Origin of the sequence: Flavobacterium sp. XS2P24 (assembly GCF_030010285.1) — a bacterium.
Lineage (GTDB): Bacteria > Bacteroidota > Bacteroidia > Flavobacteriales > Flavobacteriaceae > Flavobacterium > Flavobacterium algoritolerans.
On record NZ_JASCRU010000026.1, the window covers coordinates 21,867 to 44,523 of the forward strand.

The 22,657-nt window shown below is 33.1% G+C and carries 22 protein-coding genes; 10 read left to right on the top strand and 12 right to left on the bottom strand.

The features are described from left to right. Positions 1 to 9: 9 nt before the first annotated feature. The 4 genes from QLS31_RS13425 to QLS31_RS13440 form a co-directional block, all read right to left on the bottom strand. Positions 10 to 1,404 carry a DUF5723 family protein gene (locus QLS31_RS13425; RefSeq protein WP_282744282.1) on the bottom strand — a complete coding sequence of 465 codons (1,395 nt, stop codon included), beginning with the start codon at positions 1,402 to 1,404 and terminating at the stop codon, positions 10 to 12. After that, complete coding sequence (locus QLS31_RS13430) at positions 1,401 to 1,955, bottom strand: hypothetical protein (RefSeq protein WP_282744283.1); 555 nt, start codon at positions 1,953 to 1,955, stop codon at positions 1,401 to 1,403. Before QLS31_RS13430 ends, QLS31_RS13425 begins: the two co-directional genes overlap by 4 nt. Positions 1,956 to 2,059: 104 nt before the next feature. Beyond that, a complete protein-coding gene (locus tag QLS31_RS13435; RefSeq protein WP_282744284.1) occupies positions 2,060 to 2,923 on the bottom strand; it encodes a hydroxymethylglutaryl-CoA lyase in 864 nt (287 codons plus the stop codon). A gap of 232 nt (positions 2,924 to 3,155) precedes the next feature. Beyond that, positions 3,156 to 4,175: a quinone-dependent dihydroorotate dehydrogenase gene (locus tag QLS31_RS13440; RefSeq protein ID WP_282744286.1), complete on the bottom strand. Its 1,020-nt coding sequence runs from the start codon at positions 4,173 to 4,175 to the stop codon at positions 3,156 to 3,158. 315 nt (positions 4,176 to 4,490) lie between these two features. Here QLS31_RS13440 and QLS31_RS13445 point away from each other — a divergent pair, with 315 nt between their 5' ends. The 4 genes from QLS31_RS13445 to QLS31_RS13460 all read left to right on the top strand — a co-directional run bounded on the left by QLS31_RS13445 (position 4,491) and on the right by QLS31_RS13460 (position 7,813). Beyond that, complete coding sequence (locus tag QLS31_RS13445) at positions 4,491 to 4,850, top strand: hypothetical protein (RefSeq protein ID WP_282744287.1); 360 nt, start codon at positions 4,491 to 4,493, stop codon at positions 4,848 to 4,850. Between the two features lie 375 nt (positions 4,851 to 5,225). After that, entirely contained in the window at positions 5,226 to 6,479 is a 1,254-nt protein-coding gene (gene pepT, locus QLS31_RS13450; RefSeq protein ID WP_282744288.1) for a peptidase T, read from the top strand. A gap of 6 nt (positions 6,480 to 6,485) precedes the next feature. Then, positions 6,486 to 7,070 carry a YdeI/OmpD-associated family protein gene (locus QLS31_RS13455; RefSeq protein WP_282744289.1) on the top strand — a complete coding sequence of 195 codons (585 nt, stop codon included), beginning with the start codon at positions 6,486 to 6,488 and terminating at the stop codon, positions 7,068 to 7,070. A gap of 293 nt (positions 7,071 to 7,363) precedes the next feature. Next, complete coding sequence (locus QLS31_RS13460; protein ID WP_282744290.1) at positions 7,364 to 7,813, top strand: hypothetical protein; 450 nt, start codon at positions 7,364 to 7,366, stop codon at positions 7,811 to 7,813. A 74-nt stretch (positions 7,814 to 7,887) separates the two neighbouring features. On the opposite strand, the gene yajC is transcribed toward QLS31_RS13460, so the two are convergent. From yajC to QLS31_RS13475, 3 genes are all read right to left on the bottom strand, one after another. Then, positions 7,888 to 8,160, bottom strand: coding sequence for a preprotein translocase subunit YajC (yajC, locus tag QLS31_RS13465; RefSeq protein WP_099715973.1), 273 nt, complete (start codon positions 8,158 to 8,160; stop codon positions 7,888 to 7,890). Between the two features lie 30 nt (positions 8,161 to 8,190). Then, positions 8,191 to 9,102 (bottom strand): transcription antitermination factor NusB, encoded by a 912-nt coding sequence (gene nusB, locus QLS31_RS13470; RefSeq protein ID WP_121343287.1) that lies wholly within the window; start codon positions 9,100 to 9,102, stop codon positions 8,191 to 8,193. Positions 9,103 to 9,287: 185 nt separating this feature from the next. Next, positions 9,288 to 10,394 (bottom strand): Glu/Leu/Phe/Val dehydrogenase, encoded by a 1,107-nt coding sequence (locus QLS31_RS13475; protein ID WP_121341450.1) that lies wholly within the window; start codon positions 10,392 to 10,394, stop codon positions 9,288 to 9,290. Positions 10,395 to 10,594: 200 nt separating this feature from the next. Here QLS31_RS13475 and QLS31_RS13480 point away from each other — a divergent pair, with 200 nt between their 5' ends. The 5 genes from QLS31_RS13480 to QLS31_RS13500 all read left to right on the top strand — a co-directional run bounded on the left by QLS31_RS13480 (position 10,595) and on the right by QLS31_RS13500 (position 15,118). Continuing rightward, positions 10,595 to 12,355 carry an ABC transporter ATP-binding protein gene (locus tag QLS31_RS13480; RefSeq protein ID WP_121341447.1) on the top strand — a complete coding sequence of 587 codons (1,761 nt, stop codon included), beginning with the start codon at positions 10,595 to 10,597 and terminating at the stop codon, positions 12,353 to 12,355. Positions 12,356 to 12,426: 71 nt separating this feature from the next. After that, positions 12,427 to 12,807, top strand: a complete 381-nt coding sequence (locus QLS31_RS13485; RefSeq protein WP_099715976.1) for a PUR family DNA/RNA-binding protein — start codon at positions 12,427 to 12,429, stop codon at positions 12,805 to 12,807. Between the two features lie 90 nt (positions 12,808 to 12,897). Continuing rightward, positions 12,898 to 13,722, top strand: a complete 825-nt coding sequence (locus tag QLS31_RS13490; RefSeq protein WP_282744291.1) for an alpha/beta hydrolase — start codon at positions 12,898 to 12,900, stop codon at positions 13,720 to 13,722. Positions 13,723 to 13,727: 5 nt separating this feature from the next. Beyond that, the gene (locus QLS31_RS13495) at positions 13,728 to 14,552 is read left to right on the top strand and encodes a sulfurtransferase (RefSeq protein WP_282744292.1); all 825 of its coding nucleotides are present in this window, start codon (positions 13,728 to 13,730) and stop codon (positions 14,550 to 14,552) included. Between the two features lie 17 nt (positions 14,553 to 14,569). Next, a complete protein-coding gene (locus QLS31_RS13500; protein ID WP_282744293.1) occupies positions 14,570 to 15,118 on the top strand; it encodes an alpha/beta hydrolase in 549 nt (182 codons plus the stop codon). A 4-nt stretch (positions 15,119 to 15,122) separates the two neighbouring features. Here the strand turns inward: QLS31_RS13500 and QLS31_RS13505 are convergent, their stop codons facing one another. Both QLS31_RS13505 and QLS31_RS13510 read right to left on the bottom strand, forming a co-directional pair. Beyond that, positions 15,123 to 15,458: a tRNA-binding protein gene (locus QLS31_RS13505; RefSeq protein WP_099715980.1), complete on the bottom strand. Its 336-nt coding sequence runs from the start codon at positions 15,456 to 15,458 to the stop codon at positions 15,123 to 15,125. 338 nt (positions 15,459 to 15,796) lie between these two features. After that, complete coding sequence (locus tag QLS31_RS13510) at positions 15,797 to 16,729, bottom strand: peptidylprolyl isomerase (protein ID WP_282744294.1); 933 nt, start codon at positions 16,727 to 16,729, stop codon at positions 15,797 to 15,799. Between the two features lie 209 nt (positions 16,730 to 16,938). Here QLS31_RS13510 and QLS31_RS13515 point away from each other — a divergent pair, with 209 nt between their 5' ends. Next, the gene (locus QLS31_RS13515; protein WP_282744295.1) at positions 16,939 to 19,458 is read left to right on the top strand and encodes a M14 family zinc carboxypeptidase; all 2,520 of its coding nucleotides are present in this window, start codon (positions 16,939 to 16,941) and stop codon (positions 19,456 to 19,458) included. Positions 19,459 to 19,677: 219 nt separating this feature from the next. Here QLS31_RS13515 and QLS31_RS13520 read toward each other — a convergent pair whose 3' ends face one another. The 3 genes from QLS31_RS13520 to QLS31_RS13530 form a co-directional block, all read right to left on the bottom strand. After that, on the bottom strand, positions 19,678 to 20,298 hold the full coding sequence (locus QLS31_RS13520; RefSeq protein WP_282744296.1) for a hypothetical protein: 621 nt from the start codon (positions 20,296 to 20,298) through the stop codon (positions 19,678 to 19,680). 356 nt (positions 20,299 to 20,654) lie between these two features. Then, positions 20,655 to 21,761, bottom strand: a complete 1,107-nt coding sequence (locus tag QLS31_RS13525) for a two-component regulator propeller domain-containing protein (RefSeq protein ID WP_282744297.1) — start codon at positions 21,759 to 21,761, stop codon at positions 20,655 to 20,657. Positions 21,762 to 22,076: 315 nt separating this feature from the next. Continuing rightward, the gene (locus QLS31_RS13530) at positions 22,077 to 22,442 is read right to left on the bottom strand and encodes a hypothetical protein (RefSeq protein WP_282744298.1); all 366 of its coding nucleotides are present in this window, start codon (positions 22,440 to 22,442) and stop codon (positions 22,077 to 22,079) included. Positions 22,443 to 22,657 lie beyond the last annotated feature (215 nt).

The following is a 22,657-nucleotide window of genomic DNA, read 5'->3' on the forward strand; positions in this document are numbered from 1 at the left end:
AAACCAATATTATTTTTTACTATCCTTAAAAATAACATTAAGACCTAGCTGAAAAGACAGACTATTAGCTTTCGTGACATCCCTATATTCCAAAAGATTATCGGCAAGAATATAGAAATTAACCGGTCCAAACATACTGGACAAGCCCAATCCTATATTTTTATAGGAATAAGAATCTATGGTATAAGTTGCCTTCATTTGCAACGAATTGAAAATTTTTCTTCTGTAATAGGTCGTAAAAGCAACTAAAGGCGTTCTCGGGGTAGACATTACAAATAATTGAGCACCTACAGCACTTTTATAAATAGTTTCAGGATCATAATTAAGACAATTACAATCTTCGGAGACTTCTTCTTCGAATGAAAACTGAATGGAAGTATTGAGTTTTGTAGGTCGCCAACTTGTATAATCAGCATACAAGGTATCTAAAGGAACGGCATCCTTAAATTCCTGATACCCATCTTCTGCTGAATTTCCAGAACTGAATTTGGGAATAACTCCTTCGTATTTATAAGTTCCTTTGAAAGTCAAACTTTCTACTTCATTAGTATGTTTTATAAAACCAAGATCTATCACACTTGCAGTAAATTGAATATTTTTCTTTGGATAATAAGTTAAACCGGCATCAAATCCCAAACCTAAATTACCGCCTAGAAGGGCTCTTTTAGTAATATCTTTTACCACATTTGGATCGTAATCCTCATCATCATATTTAGCAACCCCTGATGTATTGAATTGCAAATCCGAATAAATCATTTGCTCATAAACACCTTGTGTGGAAGGAATGGTATAAATATATCCTGAATTATTCGTGGAGTTAACATTATAAATACTGGAATAAATCTTTCCTCGCGCTCCTAGAATTAATTTTTCATTTATCTTTTTATGAAATCCCAGATGAAAAACCGAAAGCATTTCTGCTTTTAGATTCAAATCGCCTAAATTGAATACTTTTCCCAAATAATCTCTATTCCCGTCCAAAACCAAAATTGCAATATCTTTAGGAACATAGCTCATAAAATCAAATTCTTGGTACATCCCAAAAGAAACATAGGAATCTCCTTGCTCTCCAGCTATTTTAAAACCGCCATTAAATAATTCTATTTGTTCGTTTATGGCCATTCTGTCTTTTCTTGTAGTGGAGAATACTACATTTCTCAGTTTCACATTAAAATCGACTCCATTATCTGCAAATAAATCATACGCCGAAAATCCACTGGAACCTACATTTGTGGAAATACCAGACAATAAAGGAATCCCAAAATACCAATTGAACTTGACATCAGACCCCGGATTAGTCAGCAAAGACTGAGGCACTGAAGTGAAATTATATAGAATTTGTTTGTTTTGTGAAAAGCAACCTATTGTTAGAAATAGAGCAAAAATTAAAATTATTTTTCTCATTCTAATACAAAATAAGCGGTTACTCCTGAACGTAATTTTAGATTTCCTACACTGCTTTCGCTTAATGGAGGACCTGCTAACATGGTGAGCCTAAAAGTAATTTTAATTGTTCTTTTTAATAAATCCAGTGAAGCATTTTGAAATGTTTCAGTTTTAGTAACTATATTTTCTGCACCGGAGTAAGCAGGTACGATAAAATTTGAGGAATGAACTGGCTGATTATTTCTATCCAGAAACACTAAGTCTATTCTGTAACTTCTATTTATGGTATTGTTAATTTCAAAAAAAAGATCGATTCTATTTAACTTTTCCGTGAAAAATTTTTCGCTGAACACAACGACAGTTGGCGCATCAAAAATTACGTTTTGTTCTACTCCTCCAGTTACAAACTGATTTGCCTGAACATCAAAATAAGCTAAATTTGATATAATTACAGGTTCTAACTTTATATCATTTACTTGATTGTAATCTAAATCACTTGCGCATGAAGACGAAAATAAGATTAGAATTAGTACACTTAGGATTCTATGGATGGTCCGTAGTTGCATCATATTAGTCTATTAAAAGTAAATTGGGGAACTGTATAACTAACGTATCATTCATAAACTTATTATTTTCAAGATTAGAGTTCAAGTACAATTATCATTTTTTAATTTTAATGAAACTCACCAAATAACTTAGAAGCCTCATTGTAAGCACTTTCAAAACTCATAGGACTCATGTCTGTTTTTTCTTTTTGCGAAGTAAAATAAGATAATAACTTCTCAGTAGGCATATTACCCGTTAAATCATCTGTTGCCATCGGACATCCGCCAAAACCTTGAATAGCACCATCAAAACGACGGCAACCCGCTTTATAAGCCGCATCAATTTTCTCAAACCATTTATCAGGCGTAGTATGAAGATGCGCACCAAATTCTATTTTGGGATATTTTGGAATTAGATTCGAAAACAAATACGAAATCACACCTGGTGTTGAACTTCCTACCGTATCCGAAAGTGACAAGATTTTAACTCCCATTAATGCTAATTTTTCAGTCCATTCGCCTACAATTTCAACGCTCCAAGGATCACCGTAAGGATTACCAAATCCCATAGAAAGATAGGCTACTACTTCCTTATTAGTCCTATCGGCAATTTCAAGGATTTCATGTAAAGTAATTAACGATTCGGCAATCGTTTTATGGGTATTCCGCATTTGGAAATTCTCAGAAATCGAAAATGGGAATCCTAAATACTGTATTTCGGGATGATTTGAAGCCAGAGTTGCTCCTTGCGTATTGGCAATAATTGCCAATAACTTGCTTTTGGTTTGAGATAAATCTAGTTGTGCCAATACCTCTGCTGTATCCTGCATTTGCGGAATCGCTTTAGGCGAAACAAAGCTTCCAAAATCTATGGTATCAAAACCTACACGTAACAAAGACTGGATATAAGTCACTTTTCTTGCCGTAGGAATAAATGGTTTGATGCCTTGCATGGCATCACGTGGACATTCTATAATTTTTATTGGCTCCATAGAAAGCCAAAGATAGAAAAACAATTAAGAATTTTAAATTATGCGTTTCAAATTTTCTAAAATTGACATTATTACATATTTCGGTAATAAATTAAAATATTACGTAATTTGGTAATAATTTGATACTAAACTTTTAGAATTGAACTTGATTTTTAAACTATAATTGAATTATCATACGTTTAATCAAAGGAGACATTATTAACTCGTGAAAAGTACCTTCAAAAATAAAATATTACAATCTTTCTAAAATCTTTTTGTTTATGGCTTTCACCAAAGCCGGACCTTCATAAATAAAACCAGTGTACAACTGAACTAAACTTGCTCCTGCATCTAATTTTTCTATTGCATCTTCTGCAGAATGAATTCCTCCTACTCCAATAATTGGGAAGGCTTTATTGCTTTTTTGAGATAAAAAACGGATGACTTCAGTAGAACGATGCGTTAATGGTTTTCCAGACAAACCGCCCATTTCTGTTTTATTCTCGGATTGTAATCCTTCACGAGAAATGGTAGTATTTGTGGCAATAACGCCCGCAATTTTAGTTTCCTTGATAATATCAATAATATCAAGCAACTGTTCATCTGTCAAATCTGGAGCAATTTTTAAGAGGATTGGTTTCTGTTTTGGCTTAGCCAAATTCTTATTTTGAAGTGTTTGCAGTAATTGTGTCAATGGCTCTTTGTCTTGTAACGCTCGAAGATTTGGCGTGTTTGGGGAACTTACATTCACCACAAAATAGTCCACATAATCATATAATGCATCAAAACAGATTTCATAATCCAAAGTGGCTTCTTCGTTTGGTGTCAACTTATTTTTACCAATATTCCCACCTATTAAAACGCCTTTATTTTGTTTCAAACGTTCCACCGCTTCTTGAACACCGCCGTTATTGAACCCCATTCTATTAATGATTGCGCTATCTTCTTTCAGACGAAACAATCTTTTTTTAGGATTTCCTTCCTGTCCTTTTGGAGTTAACGTTCCTATTTCAATAAAACCAAAACCAAAATTGGACAATTCTTTATATAGCTTGGCATCTTTATCAAACCCAGCAGCAAGTCCAACTGGATTTCTAAATTTTAAACCAAAAACTTCAGTTTCTAATCTTGAATCTTTTACTTCGTAAAGCAATCTAAAAAGGCTAGTAAAACCTGGAATTTTGGACAAAAATCGAATTAATGAAAAAGTAAAATAATGAACTTTTTCCGGATCAAACAAAAATAGAAATGGACGAATGAGTAATTTATACATGGTTGTAGTGTTGTTGGTGCAAAAATAGAACTATCTAATCGATAATTAAATATTTCGAAAAAAAATTATACAGCAACATTTGATTTGGCTTCAGCCAAAGAAGAAATAGTAAAAATAAACAGTAGTTAAATAAAGCACAAAAACTTTACACCAATAAAAAACAAACGATTGACTACTAGTAATTTAAAATTAAAAAATATTGACTCAACATCCTCAACACAAAATAAGAAATGATTTTTTCAATGATTTTTCTTATCTTGTAATAAATAAATTAGTGTTGAACATCAATTTTCATCAACTTAAAAACACATAGACATGAATATAAAATTATTTCTCACTGTAGTATTGCTTTCTAGTTTTCAACTTTTCTTTGCTCAAGAAACTAAATCAGACACGATAAAGTTAGCCACAAAAACTACGATTACTACGGTTACAACAATCAAAGACACCATAAAAGTCGCTCCAGAAGTAGCAGCAAAATTAGCAACCACTGCCGAAAAAGAAGCATTAAAAAAAGAAGCTAAAGTACTCAAGGACAAAATGAAATTGGAGAAAAAAGCGCTAAGGGAAGCTAATAAAATTGAAAAAGAGCAGAAAGATTTTGAAAAAAACAAAAAGCTTTTGATAAACGACAAGACAAAATTCTTTCGAGTGAGAAATCGATTAGTAAGATAAAAACAAAAATCTCAGATGAGGAAAGATATTTAATAAAACTCAAAGAAAAATTTGAACAGAGAAAATCAAAAGGAAAGCTTAGTTCTACAGAAATTGAAAAAGAAAATATCAAAATAAGTAAGCGACAAATAAAAATAAATAAGCTGGAAGGCGATCTAGATAAAGCAGAAGAAAAACTGCATAAAATGAGAGATTAATTTGAACCACCTTTGGGTGGTTTTTTTATACAAAAAAGTTTATTTTGACCCAAAAACAGTATTGTTTATTGCTGTTCTTACAATGCAATTATTATTTTTAATTTGCAAGATTTAGTTGCTGATTAACTTCAAAAAGCTCCTGAAAAAATGTTTATATTTGCATTAAAACAAATTTAAAATGCAACATATAATTGACCGTTTCATCAGTTACGTAACTATTGATACTGAATCTGACCACAAATCAGAAAGTACACCAAGTACAGCAAAACAATGGAATTTAGCCAATAAACTGATTGAAGAACTTAAAACAATTGGATTGCAGGACGTAACAATTGATGAGAAAGCATATATTATGGCTACTTTGCCAAGTAATGTAACTCATGAAGTTCCTGTAATTGGATTTATTTCTCACTTTGACACTTCCCCTGATTTTACCGGAGCCAATGTAAAGCCTCAAATTGTATCGAACTATGATGGTAAAGACATTGTATTAAATGCAGAAAAAAATATTGTGTTATCACCAAGTTATTTCAAAGATTTATTGCTTTACAAAGGGCAAACTTTAATAACTACTGACGGAACAACACTGTTAGGCGCTGATGACAAAGCCGGAATTACTGAGATTGTTACTGCAATGGAATTCCTTGTTAACAATCCTGAAATAAAGCACGGAAAAATCAGAATAGGTTTTACACCTGATGAAGAAATTGGTCGTGGCGCGCATCATTTTGATGTAGAGAAATTTGGAGCGGATTGGGCTTACACAATGGATGGTAGCCAAATAGGCGAATTAGAATATGAAAATTTTAATGCGGCTGGCGCCAAAATCACTTTCAAAGGAAAAAGCGTACATCCTGGCTATGCCAAAGGAAAAATGATCAATTCTATGTTGATAGCCAATGATTTTATTAATGAACTTCCCGCAGGAGAAACTCCTGAAGAAACTAAAGGATATGAAGGTTTCTTTCACGTACATCATCTAAATGGAAGTATTGAAGAAACCGTATTGGAATTAATCATTCGCGACCACAACAAGAAAAAATTTGAAAAGCGCAAAGAACTAATCGAGAAAATCGCTCGAAAAATCAATAAGAAATTTGCAAAACAATTTGGTGAAGACATCGTTATCACTGAGATTAAAGATCAATATTACAATATGAAAGAAAAGGTTTTGCCTGTGAAACATATTGTGGATATTGCTGAAAAAGCAATGAAAGAAATAGGAATTAAACCGCTTATAAAACCTATTCGTGGTGGAACTGATGGTTCTCAATTATCCTATAAAGGGTTGCCTTGCCCAAATATCTTTGCCGGCGGACACAATTTTCATGGAAAATACGAATATGTTCCAGTAGAAAGCATGCAAAAAGCAGTTGAAGTAATTGTAAAAATTGCTGAATTGACAGCTACAGAAGATTCTTCTAAAAAATAATCTATTTTGGAACCTTCAAAAACGACTCATATCTGGGATAGAAACAACAGCTGCTCAGAAGAATTAGAACTTCTAAAATCAGTTATTGTCAAAACGGAACTTGTGGAAACAACCAAATGGGGCGGTATTGTTTATGTCTTGAATAGTAAAAACGTACTCGGAATTGGAGGATTCAAAAATTACTTTGCGATTTGGTTTTTCAATGGTGTTTTATTGCATGATAAAAAAAAGGTTTTGGTTAATGCGCAAGAAGGCGTTACCAAATCATTGCGACAATGGCGATTTTCATCAAAAGACGAAGTCAATGAAGCAGCAGTTTTAGATTACATTCATGAAGCGATTGCCAATGAAAAACAAGGAAAGAATAGTAAACCACAGAAAAAAGAACCTATCGTTTCTGAACTTCTTCAAAAGGAATTAGATGCAGATGCCAATTTAGCAGATGCTTTTCTAAAATTCTCTCCTTACAAGCAATATGAATTCTTAGAATATATTGAAACTGCAAAACGAGAAGAAACTAAACGTTCCCGGATTGAAAAAATCAAACCGATGATAAAAGAAAATATTGGTTTGAATGATAAATACCGATAAAATGAAGTCCCAATTCTGAAACTCAGAGTTGGGACTTTTTTTTGTTCAAAATCATATTAGAATAGCTCTTTGTTCTCCCATAATCTTTTACACGATCTCTTTCTTTTAAAAAAGAAAACACTTCCTTCCTAGGTTACTATTTGTTGTAAAACAGAATAAATTTCCTGAATCGTTCTGAAAAACTTAACATTGACCAGTCTATTAAATCACTATATTTACTTACAACCACGTAACAATTTAGTAACACCAGAATAACTATTCGATTAATTGCATAAAAACTAATACTATAAATTATGATACCAAAGAAAGAAGCGGAAACTGATCTAGTATCTCCGGCAAAACCTGAAATTGTTAAGCCAGTTAGAGCTCGAAGAACAAAAGTTGTTAAACCTGAAGTGGAACCCGCTGAAATTATAGTTCCTGTAATTGAAGAAATCATAACAGAAACTATAGAAATTTCGACTATTGATCTAGAAGACAATGATGATAGTGACGTTTCAAATCAGAAAAAAAGTAAAAACAAGATTAAAACCAAAGTAAAGATGAAAGATAAAGACAAGAAAAAGGCTAAGAAAGCCGACGCAAAAGAGAAAGCTAAGCAAAAAGCGAAAGCAAAAGCCAAAAAGGCAAAAAAAGCCAAAAAGGATAAAGCTAAGAAAGCAAAAGTTAAAGCCAAGATAAAAGCTAAAAAAGCCAAAGCAAAATCAAAAAAAGCGAAGAAGAATAAAAAGAATAAAAAATAAGGATATTTTTTATCCAAAAAAAAGTCCCAATCCGAATAATCGGTTGGGACTTTTTTAATTCATTAAAATGAGAATTATTTTTTGTTCAATACTGCACTCATTTCCATAGAAATAGCAGAACGCTCCATTTTCAATTTTCCTGACATCGTTTCAACAACAACAGTTGTATCCGCTAACTCAGAAACTTTTCCGTGAAGACCACTTTTTGTGATGATTTTATCACCTACTTTTAAGCTGCTTTCAAATTCTTTTTCATTTTTCGCTCTTTTCTGTTGTGGTCTGATCATGAAGAAATAGATTACCACAAACATTAATAAAAACGGTGCAAATTGAGTTAATTGTTCCATAATTTAAATTCTTTTTTTATTAGTTAATTATTACATTAAACCACGACCAGCTTTAATGATTCTTTTGCTGGATTCCAGTTCTTTTACTAAATTGTCTAAAATTCCGTTGATAAAAATACTACTTTTTGGTGTAGAATATTCTTTGGCAACTTCTAAATATTCGTTAAGAGTTACTTTTACTGGTATCGATGGGAATTTCAAAAATTCACAGATTGCCATTTTAAGAATAATGGTGTCAATTTCGGCAATTCTTTCAGTATCCCAGTTTGGTGTTTTATCAAGGTATTCTTTGGCTAATTCCGTTTCGTTTAAGACCGTTTTTCTGAACAAATCTTTAACAAAATCCTTATCCTCATTGTCTTTATACAATTTTGGAACTCTGAAATTATCATCTTCACCAGACTTAATGGCTTTCAATTGCTTGATAATATGCGTATTCACTAATGGAATATCATCAACCCAAGTTAACTTATCATCCTCTAAATACTCGTATAATTTTTCATTTGGAACAATTACATCCATGAATAAATCAACGATAAACTGCCTGTCTTCTTCAAATGTATTTACTGAATTACTCATGTAATCCGCATACAATTTACTAGCTTTTACATCATTCAAAAGCAGTAAAATATAATCGTCGTTTAAAGACCAATTATTGATTTTACGGTTTTCCAGCGCAATACTTAATGAATTGTTTTCGGCAAGGATTTGAAAGATTCTGTTTTTGATGAACTTTTCGTTGGGTTTACGTTCCTCAGGAGTTGCAAGATGTTTCAAACTAGATTTATGTAAAAAGACAGTCTCTGTTTTACAAATTTCAATCAGGGAAGAAAGCATTATAAGGTATAAATCTTGAATATTGTCGATACTGTAAAAAAGGAATTTTTCTTCTTTTTCCAGATTATCTGAACCGCTTTGATGCATCGCATAAATGGATTGCATTACTTTAACGCGAATGTGTCTTCTATTTACCACCTTGTAAGAACTTTTATTAATTAGTCTGCAAAAATAAGTATTTCATTTTTTAAAATAAAATATATAATCGCTTATTTTAAAGTTTTCAATCAGCAGCATTCAGTGAACGGCAATAAATTGCTCACTGAATACTGATAACTGAGTACTATTTTTTATTTTTTACTGTTTTCTATTTTTCTTTGATTGATGCGATTTTGAGCAATAGTCAAAGCAGCATGATGTGTTGTCATCTTGTTAGCAATGGCAAAATCAAATATTTCTAATGTAGTGTTATAAATATTTTCTGTTTTACGCATAATCTCCGCTTTGTCATAATGCGCTAATTCAGCATACACATTGATAATTCCACCAGCATTTATCAAGAAATCCGGAGCATAAAGAATGCCTCTTTCCTGTAGAATTGCACCATGAACATTCTCATCAGCCAATTGATTATTAGCAGCACCAGCAATAACTTTTGCTTTAATTTTATAAACTGTATTGTCATTTAATGTTGCTCCCATCGCACAAGGCGCATAAATATCAACATCAGCACTGTACAAATCGTCTCCTCTGAAAATTTCTGCATTGTATTTCGCTCCCACTTCATACAATCTATCTTCGTTGATATCCGAAATGGTTACTATCGCTCCCTCTTTTGTCAAATAATCAACTAAAGTTTCGCCAACGTGACCAATTCCTTGAACCAAAACTTTCTTGCCACTCAAAACATCAGAACCAAATTGTTGTTTCGCAGCCGCTTTCATACCTAAATACACACCGTAAGCTGTAACAGGTGATGGATTCCCAGAACCACCTCTTGATTCAGAAATTCCGGTAACATAAGGCGTTACATCTCTAACGATATCCATATCTGCGGTTTCCATTCCTACATCTTCAGCCGTAATATATCTTCCGCTTAAAGAATGTACAAATTCACCAAACTTACGCATCAACTCAGGAGTTTTTTGCGTTTTAGCATCTCCAATAATCACTGCTTTTCCTCCACCAATATTCAATCCTGTAATCGCTGCCTTATAAGTCATACCGCGAGAAAGACGCAATACATCGTTCAATGCTTCCCATTCATTTGCATAATTATACATTCGAGTACCACCTAAAGCTGGTCCCATAACCGAATTATGAATACCAATAATTGCTTTTAAACCTGTATCTTTGTCGTTGCAAAATACAATTTGTTCGTGATCATCAAATGATAATTGACCAAAAACGGGATCCATTTTTTGAAGTTCCTTTCCAGTTGTGAAAGCTGCATTCATAGTGTAAGTTTTTATAGTGATAAATTACGAATTCGTCAAAAAGACAATCCAAATTTAAACAAAAAATGAATATGTATTGATTTTTTGTTTAAAAATTATCAAATCAATAATTTATCTCGCTAGCAATTCAACACTGAAATTATTAAAAAATACAATTATTTTAAAAAATAAAATCATTTCAACATAGAATATCTTAAAAAATGAAAGAATTACGTTATTTAAATAAATATTTCGTCAAATACAAATACAGCTTCTTACTGGGAATTATTTTTACCATTATCGCACAAATATTCATGCTTTTCACACCCAAGTTGATTAGCAAATCATTCAAGGTCATTGAGGCTTTCGCCAAAGATAAAACAGTAGCCAAATCAGTTATTCACGAAGAATTAATATCGAATATCCTATTGATTATTGCTACTACAATTATTGCCGGATTTCTTACTTTCTTAATGAGACAAACTTTAATTGTGATGTCACGCCATATAGAATTTGATTTAAAAAACGAAGTATTCCGTCAATATGAGAATCTTTCGCAGAACTTCTACAAGCAAAATCGAACTGGAGATTTAATGAACCGAATCAGTGAGGACGTTTCTAAGGTGAGAATGTACGTTGGACCAGCCGTAATGTATACCATAAATACCGTCATACGTTTTGCAATAGTCATTGTCTATATGTATAATGTATCGCCGATACTGACCTTATACACATTGCTTCCTTTACCAATTTTATCATACGCTATTTTCAAACTGAGTTCCGAAATCAATGTAAGAAGTACTATTTTTCAACAATATTTATCTAAAGTTTCCAGTTTTTCACAAGAAATATTTTCAGGAATCCGAGTGATAAAAGCCTATTCATTAGAAAACCAACATCAAAATAATATGGTGAATTTAGCCAATGAAAGCAAAAGTAAAAGCTTGAATTTGGCCAAAGTGCAATCCTTATTTGGACCGTTAATGTTGGCACTGATAGGAATCAGTAACTTAGTTGTAATTTATTTTGGTGGTTTAATGTACATCAACGGCTCTATAAAAAGCATTGGAACAATTGCCGAATTTATTTTATACGTCAATATGCTCACTTGGCCTGTAGCATCTTTAGGTTGGGTTTCTTCAATGGTTCAAGAGGCCGAAGCTTCTCAAAAAAGGTTGAATGAATTCCTTAAAATCGAACCGGAGATAAAAAACAAAAATCTGAATAAATCAGTGATTGAAGGCTCTATTTCTTTCGAAAATGTAAGCTATACTTACGAAGACACTAATATCAAAGCGTTACAAAACATTTCTTTCACCGTAAAAAAAGGAGAAACTTTAGCTATTCTAGGAAAAACAGGCTCCGGAAAATCTACTATTTTATCCTTAATTTCCAGGATGTATGATGTAACAGATGGAAAAATAACCATTGACGGAAGCGAAATAAGCACCGTTAATCTTTTTGATTTGCGAAACAGCATTGGTATCGTTCCACAAGACGCGTTCTTATTTTCAGACAGCATCAAGAATAATATCATGTTTGGCAAAGAGAATGCGACTATGCAAGAAGTGGAATCAGCCGCTAAAAGTGCCGTTGTCCATGACAATATTATGGGCTTTAATAAACAATACGAAACCATTCTTGGCGAAAGAGGAATTACACTTTCTGGAGGTCAAAAACAAAGGGTCTCTATTGCAAGAGCAATTATTAAGAATCCTCCTATTTTACTTTTTGACGATTGTTTATCTGCAGTAGATACAGAAACCGAAGAAACTATATTAAACAACTTGTATGAAATTTGCAAAGACAAAACAACTATAATTGTAAGTCATCGTGTCTCATCTGCTAAAAATGCCGATAGAATAATCATCATCGAAAAGGGTGAAATTATACAACAAGGTTCTCATAATCAATTGATAAATCAAGAAGGCTATTATGCCGCTTTGTATTTGAAACAACTTTCAGAAAAAGAAATGCTATAATTGTTGGATAATACATATATTTTTTAGATTTTTGGATACTACTTAACAACCATAAATTGATAGAAAGGATTATGAGAGAACATGACATGTTAGAAAAAGAAGAGATATTTTCTAAAGTTTTAAGAGCTGGAAGAAGAACTTATTTCTTTGATGTGAGAGCGACAAAAGCAGATGATTATTACATTACCATTACCGAAAGCAAAAAATTCACTGAAGAAGATGGATCATTCCATTTCAAAAAACATAAAATCTATTTATACAAAGAAGATTTTGCTGCTTTTGCAGAGATTCTTGGCGAAATGACTTCTTATGTTTTGAACCACAAAGGCGAAGAAGTAATTTCAGAAAGACACCAAAAAGATTTCAAAAAAGAATATGCATCTGAGAAATCAGATGATGAAATTATACCACAAACATCAACGTTCACTGATATTGAATTTGATGATATTTAATTTTTAGTTCCCTACTTACAAAAGTAAAAAGTCCAAAAGTCATCTGATTTTTGGACTTTTTTTGTACATTTAAAAAATAAATGATGCCAAATGAAAAACGTTTCTCTTTTTGTATTGCTATTCTTTTTCGGGTTTACTATATCAGCTCAAAAACTAGAATATACAACACAAACCAATCTTCCTTATTACACAGAAACCATCAATAAATCAGATACATACATAAAAGAACGATGTGTACTAGACGTATATTACCCAAAAAATAGTCCGGGATTTGCAACCGTGATTTGGTTTCATGGCGGTGGATTAACCGGTGGAAACAAAGAACTTCCTGAAGGACTAAAAAACCAAGGAATAGCAGTTATTTCAGTCAATTATCGCTTGGGTCCAAAAGTAAGTGCCCCAAAATATATTGAGGATGCGGCGGCTGCTGTAGCTTGGGTTTTTAAAAATATCCCTGCATTTGGTGGAGATGAATCTTTGATTTTTGTATCGGGTCATTCTGCAGGTGGATATCTGGCAAGCATGATAGGTTTAGACAAAAAATGGCTGAACACTCAAGGAATCGATGCCAATAAAATAGCGGGTCTTATTCCTCTTAGCGGACAGGCAATTACTCATTTTTTAGTTCGAAAAGAACGCGGTATTGCAGATACACAGCCGGTAATAGATGATTTAGCACCACTTTTTCACGTTCGCGCAGATGCTCCTCCTCTATTACTAATAACCGGAGATCGTGAATTAGAAATGTTAGGCCGTTATGAAGAAAACGCTTATTTAATGCGCATGATGAAAATTGCTGGACACAAAAACACGAAACTATATGAATTAGACGGATTTGGTCACAACATGACAGAACCCGCTTTTCCTTTATTGCTAAATGAAGTCCGCAGAATTACTAAGGAAAAGAAACACTAAAACTAATGACAGAACCAATCGTAAGTGTCGCATGGCTTCAAGCTAATCTTAAAAATCCAAATGTAATAATCCTCGATGCCAGTTTAAAAGAGAATCAATCCAATTTAAAAGCTGGCTTAGAAAATATCCAAATTAAAGGTGCCCGATTTTTTGACATAAAGAACACCTTCAGTGATACCGTTAATCCATTACCCAATACACTCCAGAGTCCCAAACAGTTTGAAACAGAAGCTAAAAAACTAGGAATCAATAAGAAAAGTACAATAGTAGTCTATGACAACTTGGGTATTTATTCGAGTCCAAGAGCTTGGTGGCTGTTTAAAATAATGGGCCATCAAAATGTTGCTGTTTTAAATGGCGGATTACCCGAATGGGTAAAAGAAGGTTATCCTGTTGAGGAAATACCGGAAAATCCAATCTATTCCCTTGGAGATTTTGAAGCTAAATTTATCCCAGAATTAGTAAAAAATAAAGAACAAATTCTAGAAAAAATACAAACCAAAGATGCTATCTTGATTGATGCGCGTGCAGAAAACCGATTCAAAGGAATTGGCGACGAGCCCAGACCCGAGTTACGAAGCGGTCATATTCCCGGTTCTATAAATATTCCGTACACACAGCTTTTACAAAACGGAAAATTTTTACCAAAAGAAGAATTAGTTACTATCTTAAAAACTGACGATAAACCTCTAATATTCACTTGCGGTTCCGGAGTTACAGCCTGTATTGATTTAATTGCCTACGAATTGATTGGTAAAAATCCGAAATCAGTCTATGATGGTTCTTGGACAGAATGGGGACAACTGGAAAATCTTCCAATAGAAAAATAGCCTAATTTATTTTAAATATGGAACCAAAATTATTAATTCTAACAGGACTTGGAGATTCAGGAGAGAATCATTGGCAAAGTTATTGGCTGCGAAAATTTGACAACTCAACTAAGCTTATTCAGGATAATTGGGAAGAACCTCAACTTAATAACTGGCTTACTAATCTCAATGAAACAATCCAAAAATTAGACACTCCAACTGTTTTAGTAGCGCATAGTCTAGCGGTTTCAATGGTTGTGCATTGGGCTTCCGCCAATAGTAATCAGAATATAATAGGCGCTTTGCTCGTTGCCCCTGCCGATGTTGATTCGGCTGAACATACACCTGAGGCAACTTGGAACTTTTCTCCTATACCAAAATTAAAGCTTAATTTCCCTTCGATAGTCATCAGCAGCGAAAACGACCCTTATATTTCAATCGAAAGAGCCGAGTATTTATCCCAAAAATGGGGCAGTGATTTTATCAACATAGGCAAAAAAGGACACATCAATTCTGAGTCCAATTTAGAATATTGGGAAGAAGGGCAGTTGATTTTGCAACAATTACTAAATAAAAGGAATCCCTAATTATTTACCCAATTCGCAATCCATTTTCTATTTTAAAATCAGGAGCCAGTAAAATCACATCGCCTTCATCTCCTACTGCTCCCAATACTAAGCACTCGCTCATGAATTTTCCGATTTGTTTTTTAGGAAAATTGACTACGGCAACCATTTGTCTGTTGAGTAAATCTTCTTTTTGATAACGTTTCGTTATTTGTGCAGATGTTTTTCGGATTCCGATTTCAGAACCAAAATCAATCGTCAATTGATATGCTGGCTTTCGGGCTTCAGGAAAATCATTAACTTCCAGAATAGTTCCTACACGCATTTCTACTCTTTCAAATTCAGACCAAGTTAGTTCCATAGATTTTATTTAGTGTTACATTTAACAATTTTAAAAAAACTAAATTAAGGTTTTTAAAAATAATAAAACAGCCTTAACTTAAAAAAACAAAGATTTTAAGAACACAAAACCGCATTAAATAAGTTACTCAAAGAAAGTGTCGCTGCTGAATTTTATTTAAAACTTGAACTTTTAGGAGTGATTGTAAAATAATTTTAATACTTCAAAAGTCAAAAAAACCTTGAAAAACAATACACCAATTTATTCGTAAAAAAACATCGAAAACTCTATTTTACACGGCAAAAAAAATCCCAAAACTTTCGTTTCGGGATTTTTTAATTTTATATGAATCGTTTAAACTATTTAACGTCCATTAATTCTACGTCAAAAATCAAAGTAGCATTTGGTGGAATTGCTCCTCCAGCACCACGAGATCCGTAACCCAAATGAGCCGGAATAACAAAACGTGCTTTGTCACCTACGCGCAACAAGGCAATACCTTCGTCCCAACCTTCAATTACATTTCCTCTTCCTAATGGAAATTCAATTGGTTTTTTACGAGGATATGAACTATCAAAGACTTTTCCGTCAGGAAGTTGCCCTGTATAATGTACCGAAACTGTTTTTCCGTTCTCTGCTTTTTTACCTTCACCTCTTTGGATAAATTGGTAACGCAAACCGCTTTCTGTTTTTTCAAAACCAGCAGCCAGTTTTTCCATAGCGGCTTCAGCATCTGCTTTTAAAGCAGCATCACGCTTGTTACGAGAACCTTTGAAAGTGATAAAAGCTTCAATTGCATTCCAATTTTTAGCTTCTTCTCCTACTCTAACAATCTCTAAAGACTCCAAAACATCCCCTTGAGCAACATCATCAACAACATCTTGACCTTCTACCACATGACCAAAAACAGTATGTTTGTTATCCAACCATTCTGTAGGAATATGTGTAATGTAGAATTGAGAACCGTTTGTTCCTGGTCCTGAATTAGCCATTGCCAAAACTCCCGGACGATCGTGTTTCAAACTTGGATGAAATTCATCATCAAATTTATACCCCGGATCTCCAGTTCCTGTTCCTTGTGGACAACCACCTTGAATCATGAAATCAGGAATTACTCTGTGGAATTTTAATCCGTCATAAAATTTAACCCCTTGTGGTTTCACTTTATTCTCTAAATTTCCTTCTGCCAATCCTACGAAATTCCCCACTGTACCAGGAGTCAAATCGTGTGCTAGTTTTACTAAAATAGCACCTTTAGTGGTGTTGAATTTAGCATATATTCCGTTTTCCATTTTTTTAAATTTTTATTGAAAGGCAAATTTACGAAATTAATTTATTTGAACCTATTCGCTAAAATGTTACATTTGATATAATATCTTGCTATTTGCACCAATTTAAAAACTAAAAAATATCAGATTTTAAGGAGTCTAGAATTTAATAAATTCTAAATTAACCTAAAATCAATTGATACTTTAACAACCTAACCCTAAAACTTTTTTTCATGAAATCTATCTATTGTATTTTATTCTTATTAGGCTTTATGTGTAATGCTCAACAGCAGTTGGTTACATTAGATTATTATTTACCAAAAAACGCTACATACAATCAAAAAATTCCGACACCAAAAAGCATATTAAATTTTGAATTAGGAGAAATGCACACGGATCACAATCAAGTGGTTCATTTTATGAATGCTATTGCAAAAGCCTCAGATAGAGTGCAAATAGAGACAACCGGTTATACTTATGAAAACCGTCCGTTGCAATTACTTACTATTTCGAGCCCTAAAAATTTAGCAAAAATTGATGAAATCCATAAAAGACACCTTGCACTAACGGACTCAAATGCAAGCAATCAGGACGTATCTGACCTGCCTGTTGTTGTGTATTTAGGATATTCTATTCATGGAAATGAATCCAGCGGAACGGGTGCTGCTATTGCGTTGGCCTATTATCTTGCAGCATCAGAAAGTCCTGAACTTGAAAAAATACTGGACAATACGGTAATTTTATTAGATCCCAGTTTAAATCCAGATGGATTGCATCGTTTTTCTACTTGGGTAAATAGCCATAAGAGTAAAAATTTAGTAACCGATCCTAATGATAGAGAATTCAATGAAGCATGGCCAGGAGGGCGATTTAATCATTATTGGTTTGATATGAACAGAGACTGGCTTCCTGTCCAACTTCCGGAAAGTCAGGCGCGCATTAGGACATATAGAAAATGGATGCCTAACGTATTGTGTGATTTCCACGAAATGGGAACTAATTCGACCTACTTTTTTCAACCAGGAGTTCAGAGTCGCACAAATCCTCTTACTCCTGAACTAAACCAGAGATTAACTAAAAAAATTGCTGGATATCATGCCAAAGCATTGGACAAAATTGGGAGTTTTTATTTTGTTGAAGACAGTTATGATGACTTTTATTATGGTAAAGGATCTTCTTATCCAGATGTCAATGGAGGTATCGGTATTTTATTCGAACAAGCAAGTTCTAGAGGACATGCCCAGCAAAGCGCAAACGGAGTAATCACCTTTCCATTTACCATCAGAAATCAATTTACAACTAGTCTATCAACATTGCAGGCTACGTATGAAATGCGAAAAGAGTTGTTGAAATACCAACAGGATTTTTTTAGTAATTCCAGTATCGATAGTAAAAATAATAAAATAAAAGGTTATGTCTTTGGTGACGAAAAAGATGTCACCAGAGTTAAAGAACTGACAAAAATTCTTAGCCAACATAAAATTGACATGCTTCACTTGAAAGAAGACATCACCATTAACAAAAAGAAATTCAGCAAAGACTTGAGTGTTATCATTCCAATGGAACAAAAAAATTCAAAGCTGATTCAGGCTATTTTCGACAGACAAACCAAATTCAAGGACAGCTTATTTTATGACATTTCAGCATGGAATTTTGATTTGGCTTTCAATTTAAATTTCGAAGGAATGAATTCCCTTGCACAGGCTGGAGCGCGTTATGAAAACTCGTTTAAATCTGGAATAGTAAATCAAAAAAGTGAGGTGGGTTATTTAATTGAATGGACCGATTACAATTCTCCTAAACTTTTATACCAATTACTTGCCAAAGGACTGCGTGTAAAAACAACCAAAAAACCATTTGTACACAACGGGAAAACTTTTTCTTATGGAAGTTTATTAGTGCCTATTCAAAATCAAACGTTGAGTTCAGATGAAATTTATGCTTATCTCAACCAAATTATTCCAAACTATGCTATTGAAATTACCGCAGTAGAAACAGGTTTTACCGATGGTGCCAATTTAGGAAATCCTAATTTAGTTACTCTTAGGATGCCAAAAATAGCTATGCTTGTAGGCCGTAATGTTGATCCATCAGATGCAGGAGAATTATGGCATTTATTTGACCAAAAAGCAGAGATTCCATTAACTAAAATAGATGTGGAACAATTGCAAAGAGTGAATCTAAGCGCCTACACTACTTTGATCATGGTCAATGGAAATTATGCTGGACTTTCTCCGGCTATAATTACTAAAATAGAACAATGGACACAAAACGGAGGGACTTTGATTGCTTATCAGGATGCTATTAAATGGCTCAACGATGCAAAATTAATTGAGTTGAGTTTAAAAACCAATAAGAGCGAAGCCAAAGCGATTACCTTTGAACAAACAAGCGATTTCAGGGGAGCGCAAGAGATTGGCGGAGCCATATTTGAAACTAGATTAGATTTGTCGCACCCTATTAATTATGGAATGCCAAGAAATACAATGCCAATTTTCAGGAATTCATCAATCTTTATTGAACCTAATAAAAACAGCTTTAGCAACCCGATACAATACACTAAAAATCCATTACTAAGCGGTTACATTTCTAAACCAAAACTGGAATTATTAAAAGAAACCGTTCCGTTTCAAGCGATACGAAAAGGAGAAGGAAATATCTTAATTTTTACTGATAACACTAATTTCAGAGCTTTCTGGTTGGGAACTGAAAAATTATTTTGGAATGCGGTTTTCTTTAGTAAACTGATGTAGAAAAACCGAAAATCTTTAACTGAAATAGCAACGCAGAATACAAAAAAAGCGCAGTGTAACAATTACATTGCGCTTTTTTTGACTAATCTAACGTTTCGCTGCTTTGAGATGTGGCGGATTAAGGATTTAAATTTTTGCTTAATGACTAATTTGCAAGTACAAAAATCTAATTTACCACAATCCCCCAGCTTACGTATATTGCGTGTTTCAGCTAGTACATTATGATATCCAAGTCGAAATAATTTTGATAATCGTCCAGATATTATTCTTTTTCTTAAGGTATATAATGCTTCCCTCTCCTCCTAAGCTAGCATATGAATGCCCTATTTCAAAAATCGCTTGAGTTTTGTTCTCATTGAAAGCAATTCTCGAAAAACGAATTATACCATTAGAATTCTCATAGTCATTATAAAATTCTTTCCAGTCGGCATTTAAATCTTGGCTATCAAAAATATATAATAATTCATCGGAAGATATTAAAATTATTTCTTTTGTATCACTGTGAAATTGTTCTCCAAAATTTACTGAGTTTTCATTTAAATCTTCATGAATCTGAACCAAACTTGTATCAAAATCCTGATAATTTTTAATTAAATAATCATAAAAATTATTCTCATACTTCAAATCAATACTTGTCTTTGTAGCCTGTACAATTACTATTTTTTTAGAAGAATATTTTTCATTTATCACTAAAGAATAAATATCATATATCTCATCCGGAATTTGGTCTGACTGCTTAAGAGAAAAATCTGGTTTAGTCTCATTTTCGTCCTTCTCACAGCTAAGAATAGTGAATCCTAACAATAAGAGTGGTAGGTAAATTAATAATCTGGATTTCATAATTGTAATTTTTAGATTTATTATTAAATACTTCAGTTGCTCATTTGGTTGCTTTGTATTAGCCACAACGTCAGTTCCTTTAAAAACCTCTAAACGAACTTTAATTGAACAATCAATACGTAAATATATATGATTTAAACTACAATTAAAACTCTTTCTACAAAAGTCATTTTGTTAGTTAAGAAAAAAAAGGAAGCTCACTTACCTCTTGAAATTCTCTCTCTGATCTTTACGATACGTACATAGTTCCTGCTAGTGACCGGTTCTCCCGAAAAAACGGGACAGGCTGTTCAATCGGAGATTCATTGTTCGTGCTGCGCAGGCAACGAAACCCCAATTGTTAGCAACAGTTATTTTTACTTCGTCCAAGGTTCTTTGTCTTTAGCATTCATAAATTTTTGTCCATCATAAATACTTATTCCTTGCCAGGTGCCAAACCAAAGTTGACCTTTGTGGTCCTCAAGTATACTTTGAACTACGTTTGTGGTTAATCCGTCTTTAGTTGTGAATTGGGTGAAATTTGTTCCATCGTAACGATACACGCCATAACCTTCTGCTGTAAACCATATATTCCCTTTACTATCTTCACAAAAATTATAGGTTTCTAGACCTTCAATAATTAGATCCTTTGTGAAGTTAGTATATGTTTTACCATCATACTTACTCACACCACCATTAAAAGTACCAATCCAAATATTTCCTTGCTTGTCTTCTAAAATATCAAAAACATTATTGTCGGTAAGTCCATTTTTAGTAGTTAAATGAGTAAACTCCCCACTATTGTATTTGAAAATTCCATTTCCATCGGTAACAAACCACATCGTTCCATTTTTGTCTTCTAAAAATTGAAAAACCAGTTTATCTGATAACATAGGTTTAGGATTTTCGACCTTTGTTTCAGGTAAAATAAAAGGTGTGAATTTTTCACCATCAAAATGACTGACACCTTCACCATTACTAACCCAAATCAAACCTTTTTTATCAATACAAATACTAAAAATTTCCTCTTTTTGAAGACCGACTTCTGTCGAGTAAATTACAAATTTCTCACCATCAAATTTTACTAGTCCAGTAGAAGTTGCAAACCAAACATTGCCAACCTTGTCTTCAACAATTTCATAAACAACTTTCAATGGGCGGAGTCCTTCGATTGAAATTTTTTCAAGTGTTTTACCATCGTAGCGTATAATCCCATTCCCATTTGTTCCAAACCAATAGTTCCCTTTTTTGTCTTGATACATTGTCCTTACAAACTCTCTAACCATACCATTTAAGTTGGTGTGAATTTGCGGAAAGGTCGTGCTTTGATTTAAAATGAGTGGTTGGGTGTTGACTTCATTTACTGTTGTAACATTAACAGATTTTTCTTTCACTTGTCCCGTGCAAGATGAGCATTGAAGTGTCAGAAGAACCAAAATTAGATTTCTTGCCATGAATACTTTCTTACTTTCAATGGTTGTCATATTGTTGGTTTTATAATTGTTGCTAACGTCAGTTCGTCTAAAAACCCCTCAACGAGCTTTATTTGAAGAATCAATTCATAATTATATGAGATTAAAACTCTTCCTACAAAAAGTCATTTTATTAGTTAAGAAAAAAAAGGAAGCTCACATACTTCCTGGCATTCTCTCTACAAACTTTACGATACCTACATAGTTTCTGCCAGTGACCGGTTCTCCCGAAAAAACGGGACAGGCTGTTCAACACGGGTTTCATTGTTCGTCAAGTGCAGGCTAAGAAACTTTTGCTGTTAGCCGCTGCCTTTATTGTACGATATTCTATTTTCTCAATTCTTTTAAAATCACTTTTGCTTTATCAAAACCAATTTTTTCTAAATCAGGAATTATTTTATCTTTAAATATTTTGTCATTTCGTCTTTGATTCGATTTTAGAATAATTGATTTTCTACATTTATATAATAATTCATCTGCGTATATATTGAATGTGCTTTTGTGTAACTCAAATAAGCCTGAAAGAGATTTTAAAACATCTTCGTTTTGAATTGTGATTATAAAATTATCACTATTATTATTTAAAAAGGTTAGTAATTCTTTGTCATATTTTCCGTTTGTTATTTCTGAAATACGTCTTACGTTTTGAAATAGCGGACCAATTTGAAATCCTTTATGATTGTTTTTTTGCAATTTGTTTAATAAATCAGTCTTACAATGTTTTTCAGTTATTTCTGGATTTATAGAATAACTAAAATAATATGATTTTAAAAAATCACTGATTGTTAATTTATTATTGATTGTCCGTTTTTAGTCATAATCCTGTAATACTTGCTATTACTAGCCTATCGAATAATTTTTCCTCAAAATACCGTCTGTTAAGCTTGTAAACGAACTCGTTTAGGTAT

Bases quoted from the DNA above. Each gene is read 5' to 3' on its own strand.
- QLS31_RS13505 (WP_099715980.1), bottom strand. From the start codon at position 15,458: ATGGAACTAACTTGGTCTGAATTTGAAAGAGTAGAAATGCGTGTAGGA.
- QLS31_RS13525 (WP_282744297.1), bottom strand. From the start codon at position 21,761: ATGACAACCATTGAAAGTAAGAAAGTATTCATGGCAAGAAATCTAATT.
- yajC (WP_099715973.1), bottom strand. From the start codon at position 8,160: ATGGAACAATTAACTCAATTTGCACCGTTTTTATTAATGTTTGTGGTA.
- QLS31_RS13460 (WP_282744290.1), top strand. From the start codon at position 7,364: ATGATACCAAAGAAAGAAGCGGAAACTGATCTAGTATCTCCGGCAAAA.
- QLS31_RS13500 (WP_282744293.1), top strand. From the start codon at position 14,570: ATGGAACCAAAATTATTAATTCTAACAGGACTTGGAGATTCAGGAGAG.
- pepT (WP_282744288.1), top strand. From the start codon at position 5,226: ATGCAACATATAATTGACCGTTTCATCAGTTACGTAACTATTGATACT.
- QLS31_RS13430 (WP_282744283.1), bottom strand. From the start codon at position 1,955: ATGATGCAACTACGGACCATCCATAGAATCCTAAGTGTACTAATTCTA.
- QLS31_RS13515 (WP_282744295.1), top strand. From the start codon at position 16,939: ATGAAATCTATCTATTGTATTTTATTCTTATTAGGCTTTATGTGTAAT.
- QLS31_RS13495 (WP_282744292.1), top strand. From the start codon at position 13,728: ATGACAGAACCAATCGTAAGTGTCGCATGGCTTCAAGCTAATCTTAAA.
- QLS31_RS13480 (WP_121341447.1), top strand. From the start codon at position 10,595: ATGAAAGAATTACGTTATTTAAATAAATATTTCGTCAAATACAAATAC.
- QLS31_RS13425 (WP_282744282.1), bottom strand. From the start codon at position 1,404: ATGAGAAAAATAATTTTAATTTTTGCTCTATTTCTAACAATAGGTTGC.
- nusB (WP_121343287.1), bottom strand. From the start codon at position 9,102: ATGCAATCCATTTATGCGATGCATCAAAGCGGTTCAGATAATCTGGAA.
- QLS31_RS13510 (WP_282744294.1), bottom strand. From the start codon at position 16,729: ATGGAAAACGGAATATATGCTAAATTCAACACCACTAAAGGTGCTATT.
- QLS31_RS13490 (WP_282744291.1), top strand. From the start codon at position 12,898: ATGAAAAACGTTTCTCTTTTTGTATTGCTATTCTTTTTCGGGTTTACT.
- QLS31_RS13445 (WP_282744287.1), top strand. From the start codon at position 4,491: ATGAATATAAAATTATTTCTCACTGTAGTATTGCTTTCTAGTTTTCAA.
- QLS31_RS13475 (WP_121341450.1), bottom strand. From the start codon at position 10,394: ATGAATGCAGCTTTCACAACTGGAAAGGAACTTCAAAAAATGGATCCC.
- QLS31_RS13435 (WP_282744284.1), bottom strand. From the start codon at position 2,923: ATGGAGCCAATAAAAATTATAGAATGTCCACGTGATGCCATGCAAGGC.
- QLS31_RS13485 (WP_099715976.1), top strand. From the start codon at position 12,427: ATGAGAGAACATGACATGTTAGAAAAAGAAGAGATATTTTCTAAAGTT.
- QLS31_RS13440 (WP_282744286.1), bottom strand. From the start codon at position 4,175: ATGTATAAATTACTCATTCGTCCATTTCTATTTTTGTTTGATCCGGAA.
- QLS31_RS13520 (WP_282744296.1), bottom strand. From the start codon at position 20,298: ATGAAATCCAGATTATTAATTTACCTACCACTCTTATTGTTAGGATTC.